Source organism: Niabella yanshanensis (assembly GCF_034424215.1).
Taxonomy (GTDB): domain Bacteria; phylum Bacteroidota; class Bacteroidia; order Chitinophagales; family Chitinophagaceae; genus Niabella; species Niabella yanshanensis.
In genome coordinates, this window is the sequence record NZ_CP139960.1 from 940,457 (window position 1) to 954,522 (window position 14,066).

At 41.6% G+C, this 14,066-nt stretch carries 9 protein-coding genes; all 9 read right to left on the reverse strand.

Features of this window, described 5'->3' with window-relative positions; genetic code table 11:
• Nucleotides 1-12: 12 nt before the first annotated feature.
• The 9 genes from U0035_RS03550 to U0035_RS03590 all read right to left on the reverse strand — a co-directional run bounded on the left by U0035_RS03550 (nt 13) and on the right by U0035_RS03590 (nt 14,030).
• Nucleotides 13-1,170: an iron-containing alcohol dehydrogenase gene (locus U0035_RS03550; RefSeq protein ID WP_245957822.1), complete on the reverse strand. Its 1,158-nt coding sequence runs from the start codon at nt 1,168-1,170 to the stop codon at nt 13-15.
• A gap of 33 nt (nt 1,171-1,203) precedes the next feature.
• Nucleotides 1,204-2,157: a dihydrodipicolinate synthase family protein gene (locus U0035_RS03555; RefSeq protein WP_114792767.1), complete on the reverse strand. Its 954-nt coding sequence runs from the start codon at nt 2,155-2,157 to the stop codon at nt 1,204-1,206.
• A gap of 152 nt (nt 2,158-2,309) precedes the next feature.
• Nucleotides 2,310-3,878 (reverse strand): sodium:solute symporter family protein, encoded by a 1,569-nt coding sequence (locus U0035_RS03560; protein ID WP_114792768.1) that lies wholly within the window; start codon nt 3,876-3,878, stop codon nt 2,310-2,312.
• 204 nt (nt 3,879-4,082) lie between these two features.
• Nucleotides 4,083-5,201 carry a sialidase family protein gene (locus U0035_RS03565; protein ID WP_114792769.1) on the reverse strand — a complete coding sequence of 373 codons (1,119 nt, stop codon included), beginning with the start codon at nt 5,199-5,201 and terminating at the stop codon, nt 4,083-4,085.
• Between the two features lie 7 nt (nt 5,202-5,208).
• Nucleotides 5,209-5,874 carry a DUF3826 domain-containing protein gene (locus tag U0035_RS03570; protein ID WP_114792770.1) on the reverse strand — a complete coding sequence of 222 codons (666 nt, stop codon included), beginning with the start codon at nt 5,872-5,874 and terminating at the stop codon, nt 5,209-5,211.
• Between the two features lie 18 nt (nt 5,875-5,892).
• Nucleotides 5,893-8,643: an alpha-L-rhamnosidase gene (locus U0035_RS03575; RefSeq protein ID WP_114792771.1), complete on the reverse strand. Its 2,751-nt coding sequence runs from the start codon at nt 8,641-8,643 to the stop codon at nt 5,893-5,895.
• Nucleotides 8,644-9,750 (reverse strand): PDDEXK nuclease domain-containing protein, encoded by a 1,107-nt coding sequence (locus U0035_RS03580; protein WP_114792772.1) that lies wholly within the window; start codon nt 9,748-9,750, stop codon nt 8,644-8,646.
• Nucleotides 9,751-9,756: 6 nt separating this feature from the next.
• Nucleotides 9,757-12,513 carry a glycoside hydrolase family 2 protein gene (locus U0035_RS03585; RefSeq protein ID WP_327138723.1) on the reverse strand — a complete coding sequence of 919 codons (2,757 nt, stop codon included), beginning with the start codon at nt 12,511-12,513 and terminating at the stop codon, nt 9,757-9,759.
• A 65-nt stretch (nt 12,514-12,578) separates the two neighbouring features.
• A complete protein-coding gene (locus U0035_RS03590; protein ID WP_114792774.1) occupies nt 12,579-14,030 on the reverse strand; it encodes a sialate O-acetylesterase in 1,452 nt (483 codons plus the stop codon).
• Nucleotides 14,031-14,066: the final 36 nt, after the last annotated feature.

A 14,066-nucleotide genomic window follows, 5' to 3' on the forward strand; every position in this document is an offset into this window, starting at 1 on the left:
GTTTCATGGCTTTTACCCCATTGCAGCCTTATAAATAGCTATTGCATCCTGCTCTGAGATCTCTCTCGGATTATTCTTTAATAAACGTTGCACTTTCATGGCATCTGTTGCCATTTGAGGAATCGCCTCGCCTGGTACATTTACCTCTTTTAATGTAAGCGGGATACCACAAGCTTTAATAATCGACTTGACACGCTCCACACCGGCTGCTGCTGTAACTGCATCATCTGCTTGTTTGTCGCACCCTAAAGCTACAGCCACTTCAGCGTACTTCTTAGTAGCTGATGGGATATTATACTCCATCACATACGGCAATAACAAGGCATTAGACAAGCCATGTGCCAGGTGAAACATACTCCCCAACGGATAAGAAAGTGCATGTACGCCCGCAGTATTAACGGGACCAAGGCAGAAGCCTCCCAACAGGCTGCCCATTGCTACTTTCTCTCTGGCTTCTACATTATCCCCCTGCTTTACTGCCGTTTCGATATGGGCTCCAATTAAACGCATACCCTCGTAAGCCATCATATCTATAAACGGTTGCGCAAATTTATTAGTATATGCCTCCATGCAATGCGTCAGCGCGTCAATTCCTGTAGCTGCGGTAATTGCAGGTGGAACTGAAATCGTCAGCAAAGGATCTACATACACAATATCGGGAACCAGGAAAGGACTAATGATTCCTTTTTTCTGATTATCGGCATCATCTACCAGGATCGCATTAGGAGAAGCCTCGCTGCCCGTACCCGATGTAGCCGGTACGCAGATCAGTTTCTTTTTCCTGCCTTTTAATAACCCTATACCAACATACTCTCTTAATTGCTGCTCATTATCCAGCTGGGCTGCAACCAGCTTGGCAATATCCAATACACTACCACCACCAATGCCAATTACCACATCAGGATTGAACTCCTGAACAGGCTGCATCAGCTTTTCAAAGTCGCTAAACGTAGGCTCCTGAACAATACTGGTATCCGTCTGTACCGCAATACCTGCATCTTCTAATTGCTTTACAAAACCTGCTATTGCATTCTGCAAAGGTTCAATCGTTGCAATAAATGCTTTAGACAGCTGTAACCCTTGTACTTCTGCTGCCAGTTGCTCTAAACTTCCATTGGCAAAAACCAGTTTGCCGGGAAAAAATATTTTTAAGTTATTCGTCAGTTCCACTCTTATAATTGTTCGTTCTTTTAATCTTTTTATTTATGCAAAGTTCTTTGCGGAAACAGGCTCAATATTTAACCGCTCGCACCAGCATAAAAATTTATCATGCAAGGCATCTACTTCCTTTTTCTGATCGGGTGTTAAATGCAACGCATAAGCACGACTGATCGTTCTCACCGGCAAACCTCTTTTTTGCAAGAAATATTTAGCGCTCATCGGGTAGGCAATATGGATCATGGGGTCAACTGCAGTTAACTCCTGCTGCAGCCATTGCACTTCCGCCTGCTTTCCCGGATTATTAGCATTCTCCACCATCCACACCAATACTTCCGGATAAAAGTTACCCGATATAGAAGACATACCTATAGCACCATGCTGCATACTAAACATCACATTGGGCGTATGTGCATCATAAAACTCCAGCTTATTAGGTACTCCCTTCAGTATATCCAGTTTCGCTTTCACATTCTCATGTGTAATAGATGTGTCTTTATGATAGATCAGACGATCGGCCAGTAATAGTTTCCTGAATACATCGGCTTCGATGATGCGCTTGTATGGCGCAGGACATTCATACATTCCCAATGGGATGTTGCCTGTAAGCGCAAACATTTTCTCAAAGTTCTGTAACAACACTTCATTACTATCTTCCACTTTAGCATAGTGCCCAGTAATCAATATCACCGCATCAACACCTGTGTCATAAATGCGTTTGGTAAAGTCAGCCTTATCTTCGATTGTGAGACCAAATGATCCGGTTGCTACAATGGGAACACGCCCATTGACATATTTTACGATATGTTGTGTTAGCTGCAATCTTTCTGCCTCGCTGATGCTGAACATTTCACTGCTCAGGCAATTAGCAAAAATACCTTTCACGCCTGCCTGGAGGTAAAAATCCAAAAGGGTATTTACTGCATCGAAATCTATATTAGCCTTCAGGTCGAAAGGCGTAATCATTACTGGCACAAATTTTCCGGCAATCGTTTGCATCGCTTTTTGCGTTAAAGTTGAAAGTTTTTATGTATAAACTCATGTAGGAAACTATTATTGTAATGGAAGATTTTGCTATACCATAGATCATTACAAAATATTATTTCCCTGCTGTCATCATAACTCATTTGGAACATAGTTATATGTATGTATTAATTAAAGGTTGAGGCCTTCTCTTTTTTAAAAGCAGTTAACAATACACCTGTCAGGAATATGGTTAACGTGCCAACTACAATAACCATGTTGATATGAAGCACTGATTTAAATGCGTCATATGCAGGAGGCAACTGTGGGGAAAAAGTCAACCACAAGATCACCAATATACCCACTATTACAGCTACGATTGCCTGACCACTTTTTGTCTTCTTACTCATAATACCCAGGAGGAATAATCCAAGCATACCTCCGGCAAAAATACCCGACAATTGCCACCAGATATCCAGCACACTTTTTATGCCCAGCATGGCCAGTCCGGTTCCTAATCCAATCAAACCAAATATAACCGTTGTGATATAAAGCAATCTCAACTCACCCTTACCGGCCAGATCCGGTTTAAAATAACGTTGGTAAATGTCTTTGGTAAATACGGTGGCACATGCATTCATACCGGAACTGATTGTGCTCATGCCAGCCGAAAGAATGGCAGCTATAATCAAGCCCAAAAATACTTTAGGTATTTTATGTACCATAAAATGCGGCATTACTTTATCGCCGTAGTCCGCTGGTTGTAAAGTTGCCGCCAATGCACTAACCTGCTCGTTAGTAGCACCTCCGCCCAGTTTTTCTGATGCCACTGTATGTTTTAAGCCGTCTATCAAATCCGGATTTATCTGGTAATAGGAAAACAATGCGGATCCGATAATAAAAAACAATAATGACGCCGGTACATACATGGCTACGCAAAGCCATATAGATTTTTTTGCCTGTGTGGTATCTATCGCCGTATGATAACGCTGCACATAATTCTGGTCCATGCCAAAATTATTAAGGTTGATAAAAAAGCCATACAGGAACACTACCCAAAAACCGGATGTAGTAAAATCTAATTTCATGGTACCCAGGCTGAACTTATCCTGCGCCATTCCTATTTCATAAGCTTTTTCTATACCACCGGGAATTTCCCTGATCACCAGGTATAGGATCAATAATGCCCCCAGCGTTTTTAAAACACCCTGTACCACTTCTGTCCAGATCACGGCCTCCATCCCCCCCATCACCGTATAAATAATGATGCATACACCCATCACAATCATAATAGATGCCATGGAAAACCCTAACAGCGCCTGCAGACTTAATGCCATCCCAAAGAAAACCGAGCCCATACGCGCAAACTGTGTCAATACAAAGCATACTACAGCATAGGTACGCGCCCAGGGACCAAAGCGATGCTCCAGGTGTGTATAAGCCGAGACCTCACCCGTACTCCGATAAAACGATACAAAATATTTAGCGGCAAAAAACGCGGCAAATGGCATCGAAATGCTGAATACAAAAGAGTTCCAGTTGCTACCAAATGCCTTACCTGGTACTCCCAAAAAAGTATTGCTACTTAGGAAGGTGGCATAAATGGACAGGCCTATCGCCCACCCCGGGATACGTCCCGAAGCTTTAGTAAACTGGTCGGCATTTTTATTCTTACGCGAGAAATAAAAACCAATCCATACCATACCAATAAGATACAGTACAATGATACAAAGGTCGATGAGCGGTATATTTTTCATACCTGTTTTTTATATGACAAGATTCAATTTGGTTTAGCAATCCTATATTAATACATAATAGCACCATGCCAAACTTAACCGCAAAGCCGCCAGGACGCCACGAAATACAATACTATTTCCTATACCGAAATACCTCGCGCCTTGCGTCGTTGCGCCTGCCCGACCTGCTGGCGGGGCCAAGCTTTTGCAAACAATAGGCACCCATTAATCATCTGTAACCACACCCTTACTCACTTTAATCTTTCCAGGCCATTTTTGATCTTTGATTTCGGTAAGTTTCAAGTTAGACGGATCAATCCTGACATATTTGATCCGCTGCCTTCTCCAGGTATACACCACGTGAACTATCCCGTCTTTACTTTGAATGATTGACGGATAAGAGTACTGGCTTATCGGTGAATCTTCCAGCACCAAAGCTGCATACCATTTTTTGCCATCTTTAGATACCGAAATATTTAAAGGTGTGCGCGGTCCCTTTCCTTTAACCCACGATGAATCGGGCAACACATGATTGTATACCAGCAAATGCCTTCCATCCTTTAAAGTTACCGCATCGGTACCTGAATTGTTATTAGGCATATCGAGCGTCGTCATTTCAGACCAGGTTTTACCACCATCCTTACTCCAGCTCTGGTAAAGCACTGTATTCCTGGTACGCCCTAAGGTTTGCAGATCCCCGTTTTTATATTTTAAGATAGAAGGCTGAATAGCCATTATTTTTTTACCATCATTGATAGGATCTGACTTGGTCCATGTTTTACCCCAGTCCTTTGTATATTCAAAATGAACTTTCCAACCATCTTTCTCCGTGCTTGAGGGACAAACTAATACACCATTAATTAATTCAGGTTTATTTTTTACGGGTCCGAGAAACCCTGAAGGTAAAGCCTCCCGAGCACTCCAGGTATGTCCATGATCCGTTGAACGTTTTAACCAGCCCGTCCAGCCGGCAACATTTGGACCAATTTTATAGAACAGGATCAATTCCCCACCTGGCACCTGGTATAAAACCGGATTATAACAGGCATAGCGTAAAGTATCATTCAATACACCGTCCGCTGCCATGGCTGGCTTCGACCAGTTCCCATTTTTCAAATGACTGGTATAAATACAAACATCCTTATTTCCCTCCTTTGTCCCACCAAACCAGGCGGCTACCAATCCTTGGGGTGTTTCTGCTATGGTTGCCGAATGACTCGACGGAAAGCTGGCGGTATCGAATATAAATTCGTCTGTAATGATACCCTGCTTCCAACGATCCTTTTGCGCGTTAGACGATATAGCTAACAATAAAAGGCAAAAAGAAATTAAACTAATCTTCATTGAAATATTATTTTTTATTCTGGGCTGCTTTTTCAGCGTTTCTTTTATTCACATAATCTTTGAATAATTGTTTCCAACTGCGTCCGTTACTATTCAGGTATTGTTCGCATTTAGTTTTGTAGATCTCAAAAATGGCCGAGATCTCTTTCATGCTTTTATAATCGATCGCCTGTTCACGCGCCTGTTTCAGATTTTTCAATATTTCAGTATGCTCTTTATCCGTAAGATCGGGCACTATGGCTTCATAGCCTTTCAACGTAAAAGCTACTTTACCTATGGTATATTGATCTAAAATGGCTTCAACCTGCTGTGGTGTTAACTCTGCTTTCAGGATATTCATCAGGTTTTCATGAACCGCTTTCGGTTTTTGCGAACAATAGATTACTTCCCAGTCTAAATTGCTCAAGACATTCCCTGTACCAGGATTGATCCCGCCCGGATTATCTTTTACCGGATGCGAATTGTGCCAATCTCTTACTTCCGTAAGATGTTGAGCAATAGCGGCCTGAACTTTTTGTTTTTTACTTTCGTCGGATAACTTTAAGTCATTCACCCATTCGGTAGCTTTTTTTTGTAATTCCTGGTTGTCGGCAGGCACTTGTGCATAAAGTCGGCCAGACGCCATCGCCACGGATAAAGCTATTATGCTGATACTTTTTTTAAGGCTGATCATATGAGCTGTTTATGTAGATTAATTAGTAAACTGATAATTACCGCTGCCTATACGTAGTGTAGCTATTCCATTTTCCCATTTTAGCAAAGAAACCCCTTCGGCATTGCTTATAGCTTTCCCCTCCTCTTTTATAGATGTTGCCGTAGCTGCAGGAATATGAATAATTGCGGAACTGTTAGCCGGTACTTCTATTTGCCATTGTATTTGGTTTCCGTTTCTTTTCCACTGGCTTTTAATATCACCCGCGGCAGATTGATAAGCTGCTTCAACATTATTGAGCTGTTGCACAAAAGAAGGCTTCATCTCTATTTCTTTAAATCCGGGCGCTGCCGCTTTTATACCTCCCAGGTCCTCAAACATCCAAATCAGCAAATCGCCTAAAAGCATAATATGATTTTGCGAGTTCATTTGCGGATTCGCGGTATTGCCATTCCATAGTTCCCAGATGGTTGTTGCACCATTCTCGATCATATACCCCCAGCTCGGATAAGTCTTATTGGACGCCAGCGTTAAAGCAGCATCAGCTTTCCCATGTTGTGTTAATCCACGCATCAGCCACTGCGTACCAATAACCCCGGTGCTGATATGCATATTATCTGACTGGAGCTTTTTAACAATATTTTCAAATACCTGCTGCTCTTTGCCATCAGGTGTCATACCAAAATACAATGGCAATAAATTGGCGGTTACAGTACCATTGTCATATTGGGAAGTTTGTGTTCGGAAAAATTTTTTGTTGAAGGCTGATTTGATATTGGCTCTCAAAGCAGTAAACGCTGCAATGTCTCGATCGTTACCTGATATTTTTGCAAACCGTTTCATAATACCCAGCAACCGGTAATAGTAAGCGGTTGCCAGTAACTGCCCGTTGGTCGTACGTGTGCTATCCTGCGATTTGATCATTTTCAGATCTTCGGGCGGTACACACCAATCTCCATATTTATCCTTAGTTACAATGAAATTTTTCATGTACTTGCCTTTCATGTAAGCCAACCATTTTTTCATGGAAGGATAATGCTTTTTGATGCTTTGCTGATCTCCGAATTGCTGGTGCAACATATCTGCTACCAAAATATAAGTGCCGGGCCAGGTAACATTATCACTATAGTAATTCCAATATGCAGGCGCTACATCAGGAATCGCGCCTTCTGTCGTTTGCGACTCTTCAATATCATCCAGCCATTTAGCATATAGCGATGCATTGTTAAAAAGGAAACTTTCACCGTAAGCGCCCTGCGCCCGATCACCCAGCCAGGGCTGCCGCTCGTTACGTTGCGGACAATCAACCGGCATACCTTTGTAATTGGAAGCTATTCCCCACCATGCATTTTTGACAATATTATTGACCACTTCATTTGAAGTTTTCAGGGTTCCGGCAGTTGTCATTTGGTCATACACCAGATGTCCTTCAAAATCGCTAACCGAGGGCGTTCCGGGCCAACCCATAATTTCTACATAACGAAAGCCATGGTATATAAAGGTTGGATGCCAGGTTTCTTCGCCTTTTCCTTTCAAGGTATATACATCAGTGACACGGGCATCACGAAGGTTGGCAATATACAGTTGTCCATCGGGTTGCAGGCTTTCGGCAAACTTCATCTTTACTTGCGCACCTCTTTTACCTTTCACTTTTATTTGCAACCATCCCGATAAATTCTGACCCATATCCAGTATATATATATCCTCTTTCAATTTATTAATCGACACAGGAGCCAGCTTTTGCATCACTTTCATATGCTTTGTTGGCTGCGGCGTTACTTTGCCTAAAGGAGCTGCAACCAGTAGGGCTTTCAACCATTGACCATCATTATAACCCACATCTGCCCATCCACTCAATTCTTTCGTGGCATCATATTCCTCTCCGTCATATTCGTTATTGGTGCGTATCGGTCCATCAGCTGTAAACTTCCAGCTTTCATCAGAAATGATCGTTTGAGTTGTTCCATCATCATAAATAAGATCCATTTGGAACAATAGCTTGGGGAAGCCGAAATTGTTGATTTTTTGAGGCTTGTAGTTCTGCCTCATGGTAAAGAAACGTCCGTTACCCAGCACAACACCAATAGCATTCTTACCTGATTGAATATGCTCCGTTACATCAAATGTGTTACTCAAAACAGACTTCCTGTAATCCGTAGGTGCTGGTGCTAATACCTGGTCACCCATTTTTTTACCATTGATGCGTAGTTCATACATGCCCAGGCCCACCAGATTAACAAAAGCCTTTTTTAGTTTTTTTACCGAACTAAATTCTTTACGATAGTAGCGGGCGGATAATCGAGACCACTGAGAAACGCTGTCCCAGGGAAATGCCTTGTCGTAACCAATCCATTTAGCTTTCCAATCCCCGTTATTTACAAAGCCAAGCGTGAAAAACATGGGTTTACTCCAGGCCTCTTCTCCTTTATTGGTAACAACTTTTATTTTCGTATAATAATATTGATTAGGCTTCAGTGCACTCCCTTTATATGGTATCAATAACGCATTGTCACTGTTGATCTTTCCTGAAGACCAGGCATCACCAATATTTTTCTCCAGGTCGGCCTTAGAAGTTGCTACCAGTATTTCATAAGCTACCTGTTTAACAGCTCTTTTGTCAGAGCTGATCTGCCAACTGAAACGTGGCGTTGCGGTACCAATGCCGATGGGATGCGACTGCTGTTCTATCTGTACATTCTTAACTTCTAAACTCTGTGCGTCAACCTTATTTTGCAGAACAAAAATATATGCGGTTAAAAATAAAAAAGCGTATTTAAAACTGTATTTCATTTATAATAATTCTTTTAATGCTTTAGGATCTGGTAAAATACCTTTGTACTTCGCAGGAAGTTCTTTACTTGTTTTATAAGTGGCAACACCCATAGATTTATTAAAATCACGGAAGGAAAACTCCACCACCTTATCTGTTTTGCTTTTGCATAGTACAATTCCTATCGAAGGATTTTCGTGTGGCTGCTTCACCAAGTCGTCCAAAGCTGACAAATAAAAATTCATTTTACCCAGGTACTCAGGTTTGAACTTACCCTTTTTTAGTTCGAAGGCAACCAGGCATTGCAATTTTCGATTAAAGAAGAGCAAGTCAATAAAGAATTCTTCATCATCAACGATAAGCCTGTTCTGATTGCCAATAAATGCAAAATCGCTCCCTATTGATAATATAAATTTTCTAATGTTACGAACAATAGCATCTTCCAATTCCCTTTCATCAACCAGATCAGGATCTTCTATATTTATAAAATCCAACAAATATTCATCCTTAAAAATCTGGAGTGCTTGTTCTCTCTGTATTTCATTATTAATAGTAGCAGCGAAGTTATTTTTCAGCTTACCTTGCTTTTTATGAGCCTGGCTTTTAATAGCGTGGATTAACGTATCTACAGATAAAAATTCTTTGGCTGTCTTTGCAATATAAAAGACACGTTCTCCGACTGTTTTTGTCTTTATTAGTATTTCATAATGATGGGTAAAGCCGATAGACAGAAAGTCCTTCCTGAATTCGTCCGTTGACAACGGACCAAATTCATCGGCTTTAACAGTTTTCTTTTTTGTTGCAGTTCTTACTTTTTTTTCCAATTGGTCCGTTACTAACGGACCAATTGGAAAAAAGAATTCCCATTCCGTATAGAATACACGCATCTTCTTCAAACTGGTAATTGAAAAACCTCTTAACCCCGGAAGCTCTTTTTGCAGATCCGTTGCAATTTTATCCAGGGTGCCCGATCCCCATTTTTCACTTTTAGATTTCTCCACAATCAGCTTACCAACAGAAAAGTACAATAGCAATAATTCCTTATTAGCCAATGCTGCAGCCCGATACCTGCTGGTCAGTATCATGGACTTTAATTCCTTAATGGTTTGTTTGTAGTGGGATAACATAGGTTTTTATTTATCTCCAAATTTAAACCATAAAACGATTCTCAGCGCCCGTGTAGGATCCTTCTCGTAATCGTAATAAATATTATCCTGGCCCATGGGACCGGTAGTTTCCCGGGTTTGCGTTCTGGAACCAATTGACGGGATTGCATTCATAAAAGAGATATCACCTTTTGGAAACCAGGGCTCATAATTATGCCATTGATCAGTTTTCCATTTGGCGCCATACAAACGCAGAAACAGATCCTCCGTCTCTGTAGCTATTGCAAAACTCTGTCCTTCGGTGTTAATGATTCCACCGTAAAAGTTTGCGTGATAACCTTTAAACTCAGGATAGTCCCATTGCTCACCTGTTTCGGTATTGTTGTATTTTTTATTCCACACATCAAATGCGCCTCCTTTTAACCGGTTCTTCCATACACGATAAGGTCCTTTACCCATATAAGTTACAGACCGCATCTGGTTCTCAGGCAGATCGAAATTAATACCCAGCATTTTTGTATGTAATGAATCGGGGAAGTAATTCACTTGTAACTGAATCCAGCCATTGCGATAGATTACCCATTGCAGTGTATTGAAGCTTTTCTTCTTATCAAAAGCAGAGCTGATCACTAAATTCTTATCCTTGTCATATTTATAAGAAATTTTCGAAAAATTATTCACGCCTTCCTGTATCACCGGGCCATTCGACAATGGAACAATGCCCTTATCGTTACGAACGATCTTTAATAGGCCATTGGTTCTATCAAACGACAATTCAATATCTTTTACTTTTACATCATAAGTCTTACTGGTTTCACGAATCTGTATATCCTGCTCATCTTTATTCAAGGCCACTAACTCTTTTGCCTTTTGTGCAGGCCTGCTAATGGTAAAGCTCCAGGTAAACAACTCCTGTTGGTATTGGTCCTTTACAGTTATATATAATACATCATAAGATTTCCAGTCTGCTGGTAATATTACCTGCAGCTGTCCTTTGCCGCCAGCAGCTATGTCAGGCGCTGAGATCTCGCCATCCAATACCTGTTCTTCTTTCATACCTATGCGTTTTAGCTTCCAGGTGTAAGTACAGCTATTTGCATTAGCAAACTGATAGCGATTTTCTATATTGAATCTGCCGTCAAATCCAGCTGCTATTTCTCTGCGCTCAATTAATATCGGACTCCACACTTCTTTAATCGTAAAAAAGCTGCCTTCTTTTTCGTGATGAGGTCCTACTATTCCGTCAGCGCCACGATGCTTATCGGTGTCCAGCGAATCCTTCTTATCCTTTCTTACCACACCCTGATCAGCAAAGTCCCAAAGAAAGCCGCCTGCACTTAAAGGATTATTCCACATTTTATTCCAGTAATCGTCTAACCCCGCGCCATGTCCGCCATCGAACCATCCATGCAAAAACTCAGTAGGCATCACTATTTCACGGCCATTTTCAAAATTGCTCACACCATAGTTGTACTGGCGGTAGTGCTGCGTTTCGATACCATTATTCAATTGCCAGGGATGAATTACCACGCGCTTCTGTAAATCGTATTCACCAAAAAGTTGATCCAGTTCCGGATTACTGCCACCTTCATTACCATTCGCCCAGATAACAATAGAAGGATGATTACGATCGTGCTCAACCATTTCTTTCACGCGTAATGAACCGGTGGGCGTATCATAGTGGCCATGCCAGCCGGCTAACTCATCAATCACATACAGGCCAAGTGAGTCACAAACATCGAGAAAATGCCCGTCTGGCGGATAATGGCTCATGCGCACTGCATTCATATTCATTTCCCTGATCAGCAATACATCTTCAACACTGTTTTGATAACTGGTGGTTCTGCCACTTTCCGGTCTGAAAGAATGCCTGTTAACCCCCTTAAACTTCATTTTTACGCCATTCACATAAATGCCATCCCGCTGTTTAACCTCCACGGTTCTAAAACCAAATTTCTTTTCGACCGTATGAACCGGTTTTCCTCCGCTGGACAGAGTATACACTGCCTTATACAAATTGGGAAATTCGCTGCTCCATAAGTCAGGTTCCTTAACCGCCAACGCGTACTCCTGCATATTATCCGCTGCGGATTCTTTTTCAGCTACCAGTTTACCTTTCTTATCAAAAATTTTGATGCTTAGTGTATTTTGCTTACCATGAGCAGTAGCTTTTGTACGGAAGCTTCCGTCAGCTTTTGCATCAATACTGATATCGTCGATATAAGTTTGAGGTAATACCTCCAGCCAAACGGGTCTGAAAATACCGCCAAAAAGCCAGTAGTCGGCTTCACGCTCAGCAGCATTAACACTTTTGTTAGATGAATGCTTATCTACCTTTACCTCCAGTAAGTTTTCTTTCCCATAGTTCAATAATTTTGAGATATCATATTTGAAAGCATAGAAAGCGCCCTGGTGTTTCGCGCCTGCCAACCGGCCATTGATCTTTACTTCAGCATCTGTCATAACACCTTCAAAAACGATATTGATGTTTTTACCTTTCCATGAAACGGGCACTTTAAATTTCTTTCTATACAACCCTGATTCTTTTCCCCTGACACTGTCCTTTGCAAAACCATAGTCATACTTGCCAAAGCCCTGCAACTCCCAGCAAGAAGGTACACCTATTGTAGTCCACTTACCAGAATTCATTCCCGCGGTACAATAAAAGTCCCACTGTACCATATCATTGTTACCTCCACCACTCAGGTACTGCACTTCTGTTTGCTGAGCCTGTGCCTGTGCTGTAATCACTAAAAGAAAAATATATAAAAAACTACGCATCATTATTATTTAATCAACCTCCAAATTCTGTCGCTAATCCCAGCGCTTATCCATCAACCAGCCTTTAACTATCGAGGATTAAATTGATCCTTTAACTTATTATTGGTTCTAAAGGGCAATGCCGGCAATCCTTCCGCATTAAACAAATTTGCCTTGGCATCCTCCCTCCAGGCAAAACGAACCGAATGAGGATTTTTTATACCAGCAGCATTTACCCAAACCTTGTTATTTTTTATCATCGCAGTCGCCGCATGATAATTACCTTTTTCATCTGCTACTTCAAAATAGCTCAATGCAGCACCGTCGTTGCTTTTGAGCCCTGTTCCTTTATAATCAAAATCGATAATAAAGGATTGACCTTTTTTTACAGCCGACTTAAACAGTGGACCCATGGCAGGTTGGCTATCCACCTTGTAAGTATTACTTAATGCAGAAGTTGCCAATCGTTCGCCTACATCCCATTTATTTACCGGGTGCAGGTCTGCCGGATCTTCAATCAGATCAGTAGTGGCTATCATAACTGTATTAGAAATTGCAAGCGCCGCAGCCTGTGCTTCCCAAAACTCGGGTTCGCTATACACGGTGTAAGGGCGATCTTTTGCTTTGGAATAATAATAAGGCGCAATCTGCACGTAATAAAACGGCAGCTTGTTATTCTCCCACTTGGTTCTCCAGTAGTTAATCAGCGATTTCATTTTGTATGTGTACTCTAATCGCTCCTGCAGGAAACAGTTGTTCTCTCCCTGGTACCATAAAAACCCTTTTAATGAAAACGGGATCAGGGATTCTATCATTGTCGTATAAAACTTACCCGAAGCATCTTTGATCCTGTGTGTGGAATCACCGTTAGTATTATTGAAGAAGTTTTCTTTCAACATGGCTTCAGCCGGCATCCAGGGCTCTATGCCACTGCCTGGAATGGCAGCGGAGATAACTCCAACCGGCACCTTTAATTTTTGCTGAAGCTCCTTGGCAAAAAAATACCCCACGGCAGAAAAACTACCCAAAGCAGGAGCGGTTGCTTCATTCCATCCACTGTGCGTAGAATCCGGATTCATTTTCTTTCTTTCTACCAGGAAAATACGCAGTGACTTATTGTTAGCCTCGGCCACTTCATTAACAGGCCAGTTGGCTCCGGCCGGCGGTTTCAACTTTGCAAGCTTGCGCATGGCGAATTCCATGTTGGATTGTCCGGAACATAACCAAACTTCACCAACCAGGATATGATTTAATAGTATCTGTTCCTTCCCCGCTTTAATATAAATAGAAGCATTGTCGAAAGAAGCCTTCAGAGGGTTTAAATAAAGCTTCCAGGCTCCTTTAGTATCTGCAATAGCTTTTTTATGCTGACCTTTAAACTCAACAATTACCTCCTGTCCTGCATCCGCCCAACCCCATATTGCCACGGAAGCACCTTGTTGCAATACCATATTGTGCCCTAATATTTTAGGGAGCACCAGTTCTGCATGGCTGCTTTGTGCCAGGAAAAGGATTAAAAATATGGATAAAAAAAGTTTCATACTGATTTGAAAATTGACGGATTCAACCGCGCAAGT